Annotated in this window: 17 protein-coding genes and 1 tRNA gene; 6 read left to right on the top strand and 12 right to left on the bottom strand. The window is 71.3% G+C overall.

The window, feature by feature from the left end; translation table 11 throughout:
- Positions 1–9 precede the first annotated feature (9 nt).
- Entirely contained in the window at positions 10–540 is a 531-nt protein-coding gene (locus FCL41_RS14105; RefSeq protein ID WP_137065028.1) for a CarD family transcriptional regulator, read from the top strand.
- Positions 541–617: 77 nt separating this feature from the next.
- Here FCL41_RS14105 and FCL41_RS14110 read toward each other — a convergent pair whose 3' ends face one another.
- Both FCL41_RS14110 and FCL41_RS14115 read right to left on the bottom strand, forming a co-directional pair.
- The gene (locus tag FCL41_RS14110) at positions 618–1,361 is read right to left on the bottom strand and encodes a maleate cis-trans isomerase family protein (RefSeq protein ID WP_137065027.1); all 744 of its coding nucleotides are present in this window, start codon (positions 1,359–1,361) and stop codon (positions 618–620) included.
- Complete coding sequence (locus FCL41_RS14115) at positions 1,358–1,915, bottom strand: TetR/AcrR family transcriptional regulator (RefSeq protein WP_137065026.1); 558 nt, start codon at positions 1,913–1,915, stop codon at positions 1,358–1,360. The genes FCL41_RS14110 and FCL41_RS14115 overlap by 4 nt, the downstream gene beginning before the upstream one ends.
- Positions 1,916–2,038: 123 nt before the next feature.
- Between FCL41_RS14115 and FCL41_RS14120 the strand changes: the two genes are divergently transcribed.
- Positions 2,039–2,695 (top strand): SDR family oxidoreductase, encoded by a 657-nt coding sequence (locus FCL41_RS14120; protein ID WP_137065025.1) that lies wholly within the window; start codon positions 2,039–2,041, stop codon positions 2,693–2,695.
- A 56-nt stretch (positions 2,696–2,751) separates the two neighbouring features.
- Here the strand turns inward: FCL41_RS14120 and FCL41_RS14125 are convergent.
- The 7 genes from FCL41_RS14125 to FCL41_RS14155 form a co-directional block, all read right to left on the bottom strand.
- Positions 2,752–2,827: transfer RNA gene (locus tag FCL41_RS14125), tRNA-Ala, on the bottom strand.
- 91 nt (positions 2,828–2,918) lie between these two features.
- Positions 2,919–3,731, bottom strand: a complete 813-nt coding sequence (gene sepX, locus FCL41_RS14130; protein ID WP_137065024.1) for a divisome protein SepX/GlpR — start codon at positions 3,729–3,731, stop codon at positions 2,919–2,921.
- 112 nt (positions 3,732–3,843) lie between these two features.
- The gene (locus tag FCL41_RS14135) at positions 3,844–4,461 is read right to left on the bottom strand and encodes a GNAT family N-acetyltransferase (protein WP_137065023.1); all 618 of its coding nucleotides are present in this window, start codon (positions 4,459–4,461) and stop codon (positions 3,844–3,846) included.
- Between the two features lie 2 nt (positions 4,462–4,463).
- Positions 4,464–4,964 carry a MogA/MoaB family molybdenum cofactor biosynthesis protein gene (locus FCL41_RS14140; RefSeq protein ID WP_137065022.1) on the bottom strand — a complete coding sequence of 167 codons (501 nt, stop codon included), beginning with the start codon at positions 4,962–4,964 and terminating at the stop codon, positions 4,464–4,466.
- Positions 4,961–5,437: a cyclic pyranopterin monophosphate synthase MoaC gene (gene moaC, locus FCL41_RS14145; protein ID WP_212723063.1), complete on the bottom strand. Its 477-nt coding sequence runs from the start codon at positions 5,435–5,437 to the stop codon at positions 4,961–4,963. The genes FCL41_RS14140 and moaC overlap by 4 nt, the downstream gene beginning before the upstream one ends.
- Positions 5,438–5,460: 23 nt before the next feature.
- On the bottom strand, positions 5,461–6,702 hold the full coding sequence (glp, locus tag FCL41_RS14150) for a molybdotransferase-like divisome protein Glp (RefSeq protein WP_137065020.1): 1,242 nt from the start codon (positions 6,700–6,702) through the stop codon (positions 5,461–5,463).
- Positions 6,695–8,131, bottom strand: a complete 1,437-nt coding sequence (locus FCL41_RS14155; RefSeq protein WP_137065019.1) for a UTP--glucose-1-phosphate uridylyltransferase — start codon at positions 8,129–8,131, stop codon at positions 6,695–6,697. Before FCL41_RS14155 ends, glp begins: the two co-directional genes overlap by 8 nt.
- A 23-nt stretch (positions 8,132–8,154) precedes the next feature.
- Here FCL41_RS14155 and FCL41_RS14160 point away from each other — a divergent pair, with 23 nt between their 5' ends.
- A complete protein-coding gene (locus FCL41_RS14160; protein ID WP_239021655.1) occupies positions 8,155–8,769 on the top strand; it encodes a 5-formyltetrahydrofolate cyclo-ligase in 615 nt (204 codons plus the stop codon).
- A 3-nt stretch (positions 8,770–8,772) separates the two neighbouring features.
- On the opposite strand, the gene FCL41_RS14165 is transcribed toward FCL41_RS14160, so the two are convergent.
- Entirely contained in the window at positions 8,773–11,433 is a 2,661-nt protein-coding gene (locus FCL41_RS14165) for a penicillin acylase family protein (protein WP_137065018.1), read from the bottom strand.
- Between the two features lie 34 nt (positions 11,434–11,467).
- Here FCL41_RS14165 and FCL41_RS14170 point away from each other — a divergent pair, with 34 nt between their 5' ends.
- From FCL41_RS14170 to mscL, 3 genes are all read left to right on the top strand, one after another.
- On the top strand, positions 11,468–11,779 hold the full coding sequence (locus FCL41_RS14170; protein ID WP_137065017.1) for an FmdB family zinc ribbon protein: 312 nt from the start codon (positions 11,468–11,470) through the stop codon (positions 11,777–11,779).
- A gap of 106 nt (positions 11,780–11,885) precedes the next feature.
- Positions 11,886–12,536 (top strand): SAF domain-containing protein, encoded by a 651-nt coding sequence (locus tag FCL41_RS14175; RefSeq protein ID WP_137065016.1) that lies wholly within the window; start codon positions 11,886–11,888, stop codon positions 12,534–12,536.
- Between the two features lie 47 nt (positions 12,537–12,583).
- Positions 12,584–12,958 carry a large conductance mechanosensitive channel protein MscL gene (mscL, locus tag FCL41_RS14180; RefSeq protein ID WP_137065015.1) on the top strand — a complete coding sequence of 125 codons (375 nt, stop codon included), beginning with the start codon at positions 12,584–12,586 and terminating at the stop codon, positions 12,956–12,958.
- A 2-nt stretch (positions 12,959–12,960) separates the two neighbouring features.
- On the opposite strand, the gene FCL41_RS14185 is transcribed toward mscL, so the two are convergent.
- Both FCL41_RS14185 and FCL41_RS14190 read right to left on the bottom strand, forming a co-directional pair.
- A complete protein-coding gene (locus tag FCL41_RS14185; RefSeq protein ID WP_137065014.1) occupies positions 12,961–13,152 on the bottom strand; it encodes a hypothetical protein in 192 nt (63 codons plus the stop codon).
- Positions 13,153–13,197: 45 nt separating this feature from the next.
- Complete coding sequence (locus tag FCL41_RS14190; protein ID WP_137065013.1) at positions 13,198–14,412, bottom strand: LCP family protein; 1,215 nt, start codon at positions 14,410–14,412, stop codon at positions 13,198–13,200.
- Between the last annotated feature and the right edge of the window lie 132 nt (positions 14,413–14,544).

Genomic DNA, 14,544 nt, shown 5'->3' on the forward strand with positions numbered 1-14,544 from the left:
AGTGTGAGCATGGAGTTCTCCCAGGGCCAGACGGTCATCCACCCCCACCACGGTCCCGCGACCGTGGCCAAGGTGTTCAGCCGTACCTTCAAGGGGAAGGAGAGGCAGTACCTGGAACTGAAGGTTCACAGCAGCGACCTGTCGATCAACCTTCCCATCGACCAGGCCGACGAGGTCGGCGTCCGGGCCGTCTTCGCCCAGGACGAGACCAACGACCTGCTCGACGTGCTTCGTGCTCCCACCGGCGCCCAGGAGCAGAACTGGTCGCGCCGGATGAAGGCCAACTCCGAGCGCCTCAAGCTCGGCGACCTCCCGACCACGGCCAGCGTCGTGCGTGACCTGATCCGTCGTCAGGAGGAGCACGGACTCTCTCCCAACGAGCGCGAGATGCTGAAGGCCTCGAGCCGCCTCGTGCTCGCCGAGTTGGCGCTGTCGCTCTCGATCGAGGAGAGCGCGGCCGAGGAGCTGCTCCGCGCCACGGTCCTCGGCGAGGAGACCGCCCTCGGCGACGAGGTCGCGGCCCAGCCTGCCGACGCCTGAGCGTTCCAGCGCCTGAGCGTTCCAGCGCCGAGCCTGCCCCGCGTGTGCGGGCGGGCTCGGCGTTTGCGTGCCCGGGGTCAGTGCTCCCGCAGGAGCGTCCCTGAGCCCTCGACCCGGTCGTCGATGCCGTGCTCGCGCAACGCGTGCCACAGGGTGGCGGCGTTGATGGCCACGACCGGCTTGCCCAGCTCGGCCTCGAAGGTCTCGGCGTGCCGGACGAAGGAGAGGTTCGTGCCGACCTGCACGATCGCCTCCACGTCTGGGCCGTCGATCTCGGCCACGACCTCGCGCAGCCGGTCCTCCTCCACGCGGGCGATGTCCATCGCCGTGGGGCAGCGCAGGCCCGTGATGGCAGCCACGTCGAAGCCGGCCTGGGTGAAGAACCGTCCGACTTCACGGTCGGCCACGGGCTGGTAGGGCGAGAAGACGGCGACACGGCGTACGCCCAGCACCTGGAGCGCGGCGCGGCAGGCGCTCGCGCCCGTGGTGACCGGCAGGCCGGTGCGCTCGGTGATCCGCCGCTCGAACGCCGCGTTGCCCTCCACCCCGCCCCAGAAGGTCTCGGCCGACATGCCCATCACCATGCGCTCGGGCTCAGCGGTGAGGACATCGCGCACGGCGTCGTCCATGGAGGCGCGGATCTGGGTGAGCAGGGCCTCGAAGCCCGCGTCGCCATCGATCGTCGGGTCGGGGATGTACATCGAGCCGGCCCGGAAGGCGACGCCCTCCACCCCGGCCTTCCAGTAGTCGTGCTCGACGACGGTGTTGGTGGAGGGGACGATGACGCCGAAGACCGCGCGCGGGCCGACGACGTTGGTCATGCCGCGTCCTGGGGGAAGTAGAGGTCGACCGCCCGGTGGGCGCGTTCACGGCTCGCGGGACGGTCGAGGAGCAGGGCGTCGACCAGCAGGGGCGCCACGATCGCGTTGACCGCGTCGTCGGCGCGCTCCCCCGTCACTCCGTCGCTGGCCAGGACCGCGCGGAAGGGAGCCACCAGGTCGTCGACGTAGCGCTGGCGCAGCGGACCCGCCGCGTCGTCGCTGGCAGCCATGGTGACCAGCGCCTGGAGGAAGGCGGCCACCGGTCGGTCACGCAGGCGGTCACAGAGCAGGTCGACCTCGGCGTGCAGGTCGGCGACCGGGTCGCCGGAGAGCACCCGCTGCACCGGCGGCGCCACGTCGATGAGGGCGGCCAGCACGTCGGTGGGCGTGGCCCAGTGCCGGTAGATGGTCGAACGGGAGACTCCGGTGGCCTGGTGCAGGCGCAATGGGGTCAGTGCGGCGCCCCCCTCGGTGAGGAGGACCTCCAGCGCCGCAGTCAACACGGTGGAGACGGTGTCCGCTGCTGGCCCCGCGGGGCGACCGATCTTGCTCACGAGGGTTGACGGTACAGCGTGCACCGCACCATGTACTACCTCCGCGGGGTGAGTCGGGCATCGAATCGCCCTCGGACGGGTAGGGGTCACCCGGACGAACCCCCACCCTCACGAGGAGGACGCATGTCCAAGGTCATCATCATCGGCGGGCACGGCAAGGTCGCTCTGCGCCTGGCCCCGCAGCTGGTCGAGCGCGGCGACGAGGTCACCAGCGTCTTCCGCAACCCCGACCACGAGGCGGAGGTCGCCGCCACCGGCGCCCAGCCCGTGGTGGGCGACGTCGAGACGATGAGCACCGAGGCCCTGACCGAGCTCGTACGCGGCCACGACGCTGTCGTGTGGTCCGCCGGAGCCGGCGGGGGCGACCCGAAGCGCACGTACGCCGTCGACCGCGACGCCGCGATCCGCAGCATGGACGCCGCCAGGGCCGCCGGGGTGGAGCGTTACGCGATGGTCTCCTTCCTGGGCGCCTCCCGGGAGAACCTCCCTCCGAAGGACGACTCCTTCTACCCCTACGCCGACGCGAAGGTGGCGGCCGACGAGCACCTGCGCGACAGCGGGCTGGCCTGGACGATCCTGCAGCCCGGCGCCCTGACGCTCGACGAGCCGACCGGGAAGATCGACCGTCTCGACGCCGTGCCCGAGGACGGGCACACCTCCGTGAGCCGCGGCGACGTGGCGGCGGTCGTGGCGGCGGTGCTGGCGGACCCGGCCACCGTGGGGCGGTCGATCGCGTTCCGCAACGGCAGCACACCGATCGGCGACGCCGTCCAGGGCTGAGAGGCACCGCAACGCACAGGATCCGGTCCGTCGAGTGACGGACCGGATCCTGTGAGTGGTGGAGCTTAGGGGATTCGAACCCCTGACCTTCTCATTGCGAACGAGACGCGCTACCAGCTGCGCCAAAGCCCCGTGAGCCGTGAGGCCCACGCACCCGAAGATGCGTCAGAAAACATAGCATCCCACGCCCCGACCCAACCAATCAGGTGGCTCGGTCGGTGGGTCAGTGACCGACGGCGCGGCGGTGAGCCGCTTCTTCGGCCGCCTGCGCCTCGGCCTTCTTGATCTCCTGCGCGGTGCGGGCCAGGGCCGACTCCGACTCGGAGTGGCCCGAGGTCCAGACTCCGGTCGACTCCAGGTCGATGGTCTGCACGGTGCGCCGCGCGACGGCGGGCTTCGTGACGTAGGTCGGCAGGGTCACGGGAACCATGTCCCAGCGTGACGGGTCGTCGGGGTCCAGGTCGGCCTCGACGGCAGGCATGGAGACCGAGGAGTCGGAGAGCTCCGCGGTGACGACGGGGTGGGCCGCGGTCGGCTCGTCGGCCTCGGCCGGCGGGGCGACCGGAGCACGGCGTACGACCGGGGCTGCGCGCCGCTCGGACTTCACCATGAGGCGGCAGGCCACCAGCCAGGCGACCAGGAGCGTGGCCGGGGCGGTGACCGCCCACCAGGTGACGACGTCGGCGGCGGCCAGGGCCAGGACGACGACCAGGCCGAGCAGGATCACCGAGAGGACGTTGCGCCGACGACGGGCCGCGCGGTTGGCAGCAGCGCGCCGAGCAGCGACGGAGGCGACGACCGGGGCCGGCCCCTTGGTCTCGATCACGGGACGGGAGGGAGCACGACCGGGCTGGATCACCAGGCGGGCGTCGCGGGACGAGGTGGGCTCGCGCCGAGCCAGCACCCGCATCCGGTGGGAGAAGCGCTCCACCGAGCGGCTGCGTTGCACCGAGTCATGGTGCTGGAGCGCCTTGGGCAACAGATACACGGCCCACGCCACGGCGAGGGCGACGAAGATCAGTGCGCTGGGGTCCACGTGACGAGACTAGATTCGCCGAGGCCGTGTGAAGTGCAACGCGGCAGGTGTGTCGCGCAACTACTGGTGTGACTGTTGTGATTTGTGGTCACCGAGGTCGTGCCGTGCCGCCTCACCCGGCGAAGGGGGGCCCGATCTCCCGCGAGCTCCGCAGCCGGGCGAGCATCCCGTCGGGGACCTCCTCCTTCGTCACCGCGTAGATCCGGTGGTCGCGCCAGTCGCCGTCGATGTGCAGGTAGCGCGGCGCCAGCCCGACCTCACGCATCTGGAGCTTCTCCACGACTCGCAACGAGTTGGTGTTCTCGGGGCGGATGCAGATCTCGATGCGGTGCAGTCCAGCGGTGGTGAAGCAGTGGTCGATCACCAGGGCGACCGAGTGCGGCATCAGGCCGTGGCCCGCCACCGCCTGGTCGATCCAGTAGCCGACGGAGGCCGACTGGGCAGATCCGCGCACGATGTTGTTGACCGTCACCTGCCCCACCAGCGACCCGCCGACCTCGATCACGAAGGGCATCGTGGTGCCCAGCTTCGCCGAACGGTGCAGCCGCCTCACGAGCTGGTTGAAGGCCGAGGGCCGGGGTTCGGTGCCGGCCGGGACGGTGGCCTCCCAGCGCTCGAGCCAGTCGCGGTTGCGGGAACGCGCCTCCATCCACGCCCGACCGTCGCTGCGGGCGATCGGCCGGATCCTGAGCGGACCGTCGACGAGCACGGCAGGCCATCCCTGAGCCATCCTCAGTCTCCGTCCGTTCGGGGGTGGTCACCTCCGGCGACCTGGTCGACCGCGTGCGCCAGCACGGGGGCCAGCACCGCGAGTCCGTCCTTCACCCCGCCGCGTGAGCCAGGGAGGTTGACCACGAGCGTACGTCCGCAGAGGCCGGCCAGTCCTCGGGACAGCATGGCCGAGGGCACGCCCTGGGCGACGCCGTACGCCCGGATCGCCTCGGCGATGCCCGGGACCTCGGCGTCGAGCACCGCACGGGTCGCCTCCGGCGTCCGGTCCGTGGGGGTCAGACCGGTGCCTCCGGTGGTCAGTACGACCCGCGCGCCAGCGGCGACCGCCTCCCGCAGTGCCTGCTCGACGGGATCCCCGTCCGGCACCACGACGGCGTCCTGGACGGTGAAGCCCCGGCCGCGCAGCCACTCGACGATCACCGGCCCGGTCTCGTCGGCGTAGACCCCGGCCGCCGCCCGGTTGGAGGCCACCACCACGACCGCCGTGGGGGCGGCGCTCATCGGGACCAGTCCCCCGACCTGCCGCCAGCCTTCGACTCCACGCGTACGTCGGTGATCACCGTCGCCTTGTCGACCGCCTTGACCATGTCGACGACGGTCAGAGCGGCCACCGAGACCGCGGTCAGCGCCTCCATCTCCACGCCGGTGCGGTCGGTCGTCGAGACCGTGGCGGTGATCTCCACCGCGTCGTCGGCGACCACCAGGTCGACGGTGACCGACGAGAGAGCCAGCGGGTGGCACAGCGGCACCAGCGTCGGCGTCTGCTTCGCGCCCATGATCCCCGCCAGCCGGGCGACCGCCAGGGTGTCTCCCTTGGGGACCCCCGCTCCGCGCAGCAGGGCGACGACCTCGCCGCTGACCAGCACGCGCCCGGAGGCCACCGCCGTACGCTTCGTGACCGCCTTGTCGGAGACGTCGACCATCCGGGCAGCCCCGGACTCGTCGACGTGCGTCAGTCCCGTTGCCTCGCCCACGCGTGCCTCCTCGGCAGTCGTCGTCAGAAGTCCTCGTCCAGGCAGAGCACCTGGACCATCTCGCCGGCGCTGACCCCGGTGCTCTCCTCCGGCACCACGACGAGCGCGTTGGAGGCGGCCAGGTCACCGATCATGTGCGAGCCGTGGCCGCCGACGGGCGTCACCCAGGCCCCACCCCGGTCGGCGCCGTGGACGGCGCGCACGAGCTGGCGCTTGCCGGGCGTCGAGGTGATCGGCTCGGTGAGGCGGGCGCGACGGGTGGGTCGCGAGGCCGGGCTCTTGCCCATCATCGTGCGCAGCGCCGGCAGCACGAAGGTCTCGAAGGAGACGTAGGCCGAGACCGGGTTGCCGGGCAGCGTGAAGATCGGGACCTCGTCCTCGCCCACCACGCCGAAGCCCTGCGGACGTCCGGGCTGCATCGCCACCTTGCCGAACCAGACGGTGCCGAGGCCGCCGAGCGCCTCCTTGACCACGTCGTAGTCGCCCTCGGAGACACCGCCGGAGGTGATCACCAGGTCGGCGCGCACGAGCTGGTCGCTGAGGGCCTCGGTGAACGAACGTACGTCGTCGGGCACGATGCCGACGCGGTACGCCGTTGCACCGGCCTGTCGGGCGGCCGCGGCGAGCAGGTAGGAGTTGCCGTCGTAGATCGAGTCGTGGCCCAGCGGCGTGCCGGGGTCGCGCAGCTCCGAACCCGTGGAGATGACGACGACGCGCGGTCGGGGACGGGACCTCACGGTGGCCCGGCCGATCGAGGCGAGCAGGCCGAGGTGGCGCGGCCCCAGGACGGTGCCGTGCTCGACGACCAGGTCACCGGCCTGCACGGCCTCCCCCGCCCGACGGATGTTGGCCCCGGCGTCGGCGCCACGCTCGATGCGCACGGTGGCGACGCCACGGTCGGTCCACTCGTAGGGCACCACGGTGTCGGCACCGGCGGGCACGGGCGCACCGGTCATGATCTTGACGGCCGTGCCCGGGGAGAGGGCAAGGTGGGCGGCCCGCCCGGCGCTGATCTCGCCGACCACCGGAAGGCGGACGGGGGCGTCGGCGGTGGCACCCGCGACGTCAGCCGCGCGCACCGCGTAGCCGTCCATCGCGGAGTTGTCGAAGCTCGGCAGGGCGACCTCGGCGACGACGTCCTCCGCGATCGCCATCCCGAACGCCTCCATGAGGGGCAGCGGGAAGTCGGCCAGCGGGCTGACCGAGGAGACGATCCGGGAGACCAGCTCGTCGACGCTGGTCACGTCGGAGGGGGCCTCAGGCATGGGCGCCGCCGTCGTTGCCGTCGCTGTTGCCGTCGCTGTTGCCGTCACCCAGCACCTCGCCGGCGGCGACCCGCTGCGCGGAGGTCGCCTCGAGCGCCACGTCGCCCTTCAGGCGGACGCCGCGCCCGAAGGTCCAGTCACCCTCGATGCGGACCGAGGAGGCCTCGCGCAGTGACGGCGCGCCCTCGGGGAAACGCTTGTCGAACTCGCTCACGAGCTTGTAGTAGTCGCTGTCGAGGTCGACGAACGGGACGGTGTCGGTGACCTGGTCGAGCACGAAGTCCTGGCCCAGGTCGTAGATGTCGGAGCGCAGCACCAGCAGGTCGTTGGTGGTCTTGACCGGTACGAAGCGGTCACGGCCCACCTCGATGGTCCTGGCTCCCTCGAAGACCTCGATGGCCGCGCCCATGGCGGTCTCAATCTGGACGACCTCGGGCGAGGTCGGGTCGGCGGGGTCGACGGTCTTGACGTTGCGGATCAGGGGCAGCCCCAGGATGCCGCTGCGCTGGGCGAGGGTGTCGCGCATGGCGTGCAGGTCGAACCAGAGGTTGTTCGTGGAGGTGAACCGGTGCCGGTCCAGGTCGGCCAGCGCCTCCTTGTCGGACTCGAGCGTCTGGGCCGACTCCCGCAGCACGATCCGTCCGTCGGACTTGCGGCGGGCGAAGTGGCCGCCCTTGCGGTCGGAGGCGGTGCGGCGCACGGCCTCGATCGCGAAGGGGGCACCCGAGGTCGCGAACCACCCGGCGACCCGGGCGTCGGGGACCGCGCCGAGGTTGTCGGAGTTGGAGACGAAGACGTAGCGGTAGCCGGCGTCGATCAGCTGCTCGAGGAGGCCCGAGCCCTGGAGCGCGGTGTAGATGTCACCGTGACCCGGCGGGCACCACTCGAGGTCGGGGGCAGGGGGCCACGCCACCGGCGTGAGGCCCTTCAGGAGGAGCTTGGGCTCCTTGTTCTGCAGGAACTCCAGGGGCAGGCCCTCGACCGCCAGGTCGGTGTAGCGGGCGAGCGCGTCGCGGGTGTCCTGCGAGGTGCGGAAGCTGTTCATGAAGATCAGCGGCAGGGTGGCGCCGTAGGTCTTCCGCAGCTGCAGGACCTGGCGCACGATGATGTCGAGGAAGGAGAGGCCACGGCGCACGCAGAGCAGCGACTTGGCCCGGTCCATGCCCATCGAGGTGCCCAGACCGCCGTTGAGCTTGATGACGGCGGTGGCGCGCACGGCGGCGAGCGCGTCCTCGTCGCTGACCTCCACGTCGTCGAGCTTCTCCATGTCGAGGGGCTCGATGGAGGACTCCGCGATCATGCCGGTCTCGCCGTGCTCGAGGAGTCGGTAGTAGTGCGCAAAGGTCTCGATCGCCACCTCGTCGACACCGGCGTCGCGCATCTTGGCGCGGGCGGCCTCCAGGCCCTTGCTCCGAACAGTCGTTGCCATACCTACGATCGTAGGCTGATCGCGTGACGGACGACGCCTTCCCCCACACAGCGGTCACGGACACCGCGTCGGTGGCGGCCAAGAAGGCGCTGCGCCGCACCCTTCTGGCCGCCCGCGCACAACTCGGCCCCGACGAGCTCGAGGCCACCGCCGAGCGCCTCAGCACCCACGTGCTCGCCCTCCCGCAGCTCTCGCCGGGGGCGTGCGTGGCGGCGTACGTCTCGAGCGGGAGCGAGCCCGGGACCCACGTGCTGCTGGAGCGGTTGCGCGAGGCCGGCGTACGGGTGCTCCTGCCGGTGCTGCTCGCCGACGACGACCTCGACTGGGCGGAGTACGCCGGCGCCGACGCCCTCGTCGACGGGCTGCGGCGCACCCGGCACCCCAGCACGCAGGCGCTGGGCAAGGACGCGGTCGCCGAGGCCGACGTGGTGCTCGTGCCGGGCGTCGCGGTCTCGACCACCGGCCACCGGCTGGGGCGGGGCGGCGGCTCCTACGACCGGGCGCTCGCCCGCGTGGAGGGGGCCTTCGTCGCCGTGCTGCTGCACCCGGGCGAGGTCGGGCAGCGGGTGCCGGTCGAGGCGCACGACCAGGTCGTCGACGCAGCCATCACCCGCGACGGCGTCCTCCCGCTCGGCTGAGGCCTACTCGGTCGGCCTGAGCAGCAACCGGTCGCCGCTCGCCCGGCGTACCTCCTCGCGGCTCCACCGCCACGGCAACGTGCGCCCCTCGACGTAGGCCTCGACCTGGTCGTCGTAGTGCGCCGAGGCCGGGTGGCCGGACACACCCGTCAGGTTGACCCAGCGCGAGTCGTCGAAGTCGGCCAGGTCGACCACCATCCGCATCGACGGCGCGGAGGTCACCGTGAAGCCGTCGGTGAGGTCGTACGCCGTCGCGTTGGGCACGGCCCCGCTGCCGCCGATGCCGCCGCCGTCGCGGTTGAAGATCCGTTCGACGATCCCGATCCCGGAGGTGCCGAGCGTGGCGTGGGTCAGCTCCAGACGGTGCGCCCTGCCCCACTGCCAGCGGTCCGGGTTGCGCGCCTGACGCTGCGTCATCTCGTCGCGCGCCTCGACCAAGGCCTTGCGCAGCACGTCGTCTCGCACCTCGACGGTCTCCTCGGTCTCGCGGTCGTCCCAGAGCACGTGGGTGGGATCGCGCAGGAGGTTCTGGACCACGCTCACCCAGCGCGCGCCGCCGCCGGGGTGGATGCGTGTGCGCAGGTCGTCATGGAAGGTCAGGGCGAGCAGCCGCTCCCACACGACGTGGAAGTACGCGGCCGCCGCGCTGTCGGCGTCGTCCTGGCCGTCCCACTCGGAGAGCAGGTCGACCGCCTCCTGGACGTAGGGGTCGAGGCCGTGGATCGACTCCAGGGCGGGCACCAGGGAGGGCGCCAACGGGTTGCGGGCGTCGAGCTGGATGCGAGTCACGTCGTCGACGGTCAGCTCGCGCTGGTCGACGAGGAGGTCGCGGATGCGCTGGGCGCGGTGGCCATCGTCCCAGTCGTCGGTGAGGAAGTAGGGGTAGTCGTCGCCGATGACCGCCTGGTTGGCGGTCACGATGAAACCCTCGTCGGGGTTGAGCACCGAGGGCAGCGCCTCGAACGGGACGTACTTCCCCGTCCAGTCGTTGCGGGTCAACCACCCGGCAGCGGGCGTACGGCCGTCGTGACCAGCCTTGCGCACGGGGATCTTTCCGGGAGCCTGGTAGCCGATGTTGCCGGCTCGGTCGGCGTAGACCAGGTTCTGCGACGGCACGTCGAAGAGGGCGGCGGCGGCGCGGAAGTCGTCCCAGTCCTGGGCCCGGTTGAGCGCGAAGACGGCGTCGGCGGTGGCGCCCGGGTCGAGCGCGGTCCAGCGCAGGGCCACCGCGTACGGACCGGCATCTTCCGCACCAGCTGCGTTGGCACCGATCGAGCTCGCGTCCTGGGAGACGTCGGAGATCAGCGGACCGTGGTCGGTCTCACGGACCCGCAGGGCGAAGTCGTCCTCACCCCGCACCTTGACGACCTCGGTGCGGGTCCGGAGCGGGCGCGCCTCGCCGCCGTGCCACCAGGAGTCGCCGTCGATGCGCTCCAGGTAGAGGTCGGTGACGTCGGCGCCCAGGTTGGTGAGGCCCCAGGCGACCTCGGCGTTGTGCCCGATCACGACACCGGGAAAGCCGGAGAAGGTGAACCCGGCGACGTCGAGGGTGCAGTCGTCGGTGACCTGGCGGCAGTGCATCCCCATCTGCATCCAGATGCCGGGCTGGCTCGTGCCCAGGTGGGGGTCGTTGGCCAGCAGGGGCTTGCCGCTGGCGGTGCGCGACCCGGCGACCACCCAGGAGTTGGAGCCGAGGGCGTCGCCGCGTCCCAGCAGCGCGGGCACGGCGTCGACCGCGTCGCGGACGCCGCGCAGGGCGGCACCCGCCTCGCGCGCAGCGTCGTCGGCGGTGCGGGTGCCCGTCGCGGTGCCGGTGGCGCTCCCGGCGCCGTCGCGGGCGCGGGAAACTGACGGCGCCCGGGCCTCGAACCGCCCATCCGAGACCTCACCGCCGCGCACGATGGGGAGGTTGCTTCCGAAGTCGTAGTCGGGGTGGAGGGCGGCCACCACGTCGGCGTCGTTGTCCAGCGCCGCCACGGCGCGGTCGACCTCGTCGTCCATGTTGCCGCGCAGGTCCCATGCCATCGCCTTGAGCCAGGCCAGGGAGTCGGTGGCCGACCACTTCGTCGGGACGTGGTCGACCCCGGTCAGTCCGAGCACCGAGTACTCCACCGCGACCTCACCCGGGTCGCGCTGGGCCAGGTAGGCGTTGACCCCGTCGGCGTAGGCGTCCAGCAGCGCCCGGGTGCCGGAGGAGACGAGCCCCAGCTCCTCCTCCGCGACACGGCGCCAGCCCATGGTGCGCACCATCAGGTCGCTGTCGAGCGCCTCACGCCCGAAGAGCTCGGCGAGGCGACCGGCCGTCGCGTGACGACGTACGTCCATCTCGAAGAAACGCTCCTGGGCGTGCACGTAGCCCTGGGCGCGGACGAGGTCACGGTCGGTGTCGGCGTAGATCTGCGGGACGCCGTGCTCGTCGCGCAGGACCTCCACCGCACCCCCGAGGCCGGGGAGGTCTGCCTCCCCGGTGGTCTGCGGCAGCGGGGCGCGGTAGGTGTTCACGGCGTAGGCCGACAGCGCCACCAGGAGCAGCACCAGCGCCAGCACCAGACCCGTGGTGACGTGGGCCCACGTGGGCCAGGCGCGGTAGCGCACCCACCACGACGCCTCCGGGACGTGGACTCCGGACGAGGCGTGGGTCACAGGGGCAGTCGGCGTGGTCATCGCTGGACATTCTGCCTACCCGAGGTGCTTTATCATGTGCGACGTGCCGACCTACCAATACGCCTGCACCGAGTGCGACCACGCCTTCGAGCAGTTCCAGAGCTTCAGCGACGACGCGCTGACCGAGTGCCCCCAGTGCCACGGGCGCCTGCGCAAGCTCTTCAACGCCGTGGGTGTGGTCTTCAAGGGATCGGGCTTCTACCGCACCGACAGCCGCTCGGGTCAGTCCTCCAGCGTCCCTGCTTCCTCGACCTCCTCGGACTCGAGCAGCCCCTCGAGCACCTCGTCGTCAAGCACCTCGACCTCGGGCACCTCGAGCGCTGCGCCGGCCACCACCGCCAGCTGACACCACACACCAGCTGAGCGCCGCCGCGCCTGAACAGGCGCGGCGCCCCCGGCAGCTCTGTGCACGAGTGGTCCGCTGCCCCGCGACGCTCTTCTAGCGTCGCCGCATGCCTGCTCCTGAGACCTCTCCTGCCCACGGGCGCACTCGTCTCCTGGCCCGTCGCTGGTGGCGCCGCCACGTGCTCGCGCACCGCCGAGGTCTCGCGGCGTGCTGCGTGGGCGTCGCTGCCCTCGCGACCCTGAGGACGGTCTCCCCCGCTTCCCCACCCGGGGTCGAGACCTGGGTCGCCTCCCGCGACCTCCCGGCCGGGACCAGCCTGGTCGCCGGCGACGTGGTCCGGGCCACGTACGCGCCCGAGGACGTGCCCGACGGCATCGTGGACGCGCCGGAGGGAGCACAGCTGGCCAGCCCTCTGCGACGTGGAGAACCAGTGACCGACGCCAGGGTGCTCGGCCCCGACCTCGCGGCGGGCTATCCAGGACGTGCCGCGGTGCCCGTACGGGTGCCGGACCCAGCCGCGGTCGGGTTGCTGCGCGTGGGCGACGCCGTCGACGTGCTCAGCGCCGACCCCTCGACCGGAGCAGCGTCGACGGTGGCGCGGGACGCCCCCGTGGTCGCGCTGCCCACCGAGCCCGGTGGCGTCACCGGGCAGGCCACGACGGGGCGGCTGGTCGTCCTCGCCCTGCTCCCGGAGGAGGTGCAGGGGGTCACGGTCGCCGCCGTGCAGCAGTACCTCACCGTCGTGTGGTCGCGTTAGCGTGGGGCGGTCACACCCCCTGCGCCCCTGAAGATCTGGAGAGACACATGAGCGGCTTCAAGGCCTTCCTCCTGCGAGGCAACCTCATCGAGTTGGCCGTCGCGTTCATCATGGGCGGCGCCTTCGCCACCGTGGTCACGGCGATGGTCGACGTCATCATGGACCTCATCGGTCTCCTGGGCGACCAGCCCGACTTCTCGAACTACGCCCCCAAGGATGTCTCGGTCGGCGCCTTCATCACGGCCCTGATCGCCTTCCTGATCCTGGCGGCGGTCGTCTACTTCGCGATCGTCGTGCCCTACACGAAGGCCAAGGAGAAGTACTTCCCCGACGCCGACAAGGAGGACGCGGCCGCCCCGGAGGACGTCCAGCTGCTCCAGGAGATCCGCGACCTGCTCAAGGCGCAGGCGCAGCGCGGCTGACCTCAGTGGCCGCCGTGGTGCGGGGGGACCTGACGCTTGAGCCAGGCCTCGCTGGCTGACTCCTTGGTCGCCGCGCGGCTGTCCGGGTCCCGCTCGTCACTGGTCGTCGCGGGGAGGACGTCGCCGAAGATCTCGGCGAGGCGGCGTCGCTTCTTCCAGTCCGGCTCGACCGCCGAACTGTCCTTCTCACTCATGCGACCAGCCTACGCCGGGACCCCGAGGCGGGGCGTACGCACGGCTCAGGCGCAGCGCGCCTCGTACTCAGCTGCCCGGACCTCTGCCTCGGTCGGCTTCTCCTCGCCCGGCTCCGGCGACTCGCTGGCCGAGGGGCTCGGCGAGTCGGAGGAATCGCCCTTCTCCTTGCCGGGCGCCCGGTCGGCGCGGATCGCCTTGGAGGTGAGCTCGGCGCCCAGCGGCTTGTCACGGGCGATCCTGCGCCACATCTCGTCGGCCTGCTCGGTCCAGGCCACGCGTCCCCAGTCTGGTGAGTCCCGCGGGAACTCGGTGAACGGCACGGTCACGAACTGCACCTTGTCCATGCCGACGTTCTGCAGGCTCATGGCGATGCCGGCGAGCTGCTTGAGGTCGCTCATGTTCTCGGAGATCGTCAGGGCACTCGCCACGGCCTTGAGGAAGGCCAGCACCTTGTCCGGACGCGAGAGCGTGCCGGCAGAGCTGACCTTTTTCACCATGGAGGCGATGAAAGTCTGCTGGCGCGAGATGCGGCCGATGTCGGACCCGCTTCCCACGGCCCGCACGCGCACGTAGTCGAGGGCCTCGGCACCGCGGATCTCCCGCTCACCGGCCTTGATGAAGATGTCGTGCTTGGGGTCGTCGATGTCGTAGGGCACGCAGACCGGGACGCCGTCGAGCGCGTCGACCATGCCCTTGAAGCCGTTGAAGTCGAGCTTCACGAAACCGTCGACACGGACGCCCGTGTTGAGCTCGAACTGCTCGACCGTGCAGCCCTCCCGGCCGATCTCGAAGGCCTTGTTCCAGATCGAATTCTCCGCGCCCGCGATCTCGTCGTTCGCGCCGCAATCGGGGCGGGTGACCAGTGAGTCGCGCGGGATCGAGATGCCGTACGCACGCTTCCGGTCGGCAGAGATGTGCAGCAAGATGTTGGTGTCGGAGTGCTCCACGCCGACATTCTCGCCGTCGAGTTTGTTGCCCTTGCCTAGGCGCGTGTCGGTGCCCATGACCAGGATCCGCACCGGCTTCTTCGGACCGGTGTCGAAGTCCTCCGGGCGGTTGTTGACCTCGTCCAGCGCGGTGGACCTGTTGATGTTGCCGGAGATGCTGCGGTAGAACGCGACGGCACCGAGCCCGGTGACGAGGCTCAGCACCAGGATGGTGGAGAGGATCACCGTGCCGACGGTGTGGCGCTTCTTCTTGCGGCCGCGACGCTTCGGGCCGGTGCCCGCGTCGTTCGACGGCTCGGATACCTCGCTCACGCACACCTCGGGAGATCAGGGGAAACAGGACCCGGGGCAGGGACTCCGGGACGGGTCGAATGTACGGCAACTCGCCAACTGGCGTGGTTGTCGGCCCTTGGCTACACGTGTGTCGCCTGCCACGATGACCCG

Origin of the sequence: Nocardioides jishulii, from assembly GCF_006007965.1 — a bacterium.
Classification (GTDB): domain Bacteria; phylum Actinomycetota; class Actinomycetes; order Propionibacteriales; family Nocardioidaceae; genus Nocardioides; species Nocardioides jishulii.

Bases quoted from the DNA above. Each gene is read 5' to 3' on its own strand.
- FCL41_RS14105 (WP_137065028.1), top strand. From the start codon at position 10: ATGGAGTTCTCCCAGGGCCAGACGGTCATCCACCCCCACCACGGTCCC.
- FCL41_RS14170 (WP_137065017.1), top strand. From the start codon at position 11,468: ATGTGCGACGTGCCGACCTACCAATACGCCTGCACCGAGTGCGACCAC.
- FCL41_RS14120 (WP_137065025.1), top strand. From the start codon at position 2,039: ATGTCCAAGGTCATCATCATCGGCGGGCACGGCAAGGTCGCTCTGCGC.
- FCL41_RS14140 (WP_137065022.1), bottom strand. From the start codon at position 4,964: ATGAGCGCCGCCCCCACGGCGGTCGTGGTGGTGGCCTCCAACCGGGCG.
- FCL41_RS14165 (WP_137065018.1), bottom strand. From the start codon at position 11,433: ATGACCACGCCGACTGCCCCTGTGACCCACGCCTCGTCCGGAGTCCAC.
- FCL41_RS14185 (WP_137065014.1), bottom strand. From the start codon at position 13,152: ATGAGTGAGAAGGACAGTTCGGCGGTCGAGCCGGACTGGAAGAAGCGA.
- FCL41_RS14135 (WP_137065023.1), bottom strand. From the start codon at position 4,461: ATGGCTCAGGGATGGCCTGCCGTGCTCGTCGACGGTCCGCTCAGGATC.
- FCL41_RS14175 (WP_137065016.1), top strand. From the start codon at position 11,886: ATGCCTGCTCCTGAGACCTCTCCTGCCCACGGGCGCACTCGTCTCCTG.
- FCL41_RS14110 (WP_137065027.1), bottom strand. From the start codon at position 1,361: ATGACCAACGTCGTCGGCCCGCGCGCGGTCTTCGGCGTCATCGTCCCC.
- mscL (WP_137065015.1), top strand. From the start codon at position 12,584: ATGAGCGGCTTCAAGGCCTTCCTCCTGCGAGGCAACCTCATCGAGTTG.
- FCL41_RS14155 (WP_137065019.1), bottom strand. From the start codon at position 8,131: ATGGCAACGACTGTTCGGAGCAAGGGCCTGGAGGCCGCCCGCGCCAAG.
- glp (WP_137065020.1), bottom strand. From the start codon at position 6,702: ATGCCTGAGGCCCCCTCCGACGTGACCAGCGTCGACGAGCTGGTCTCC.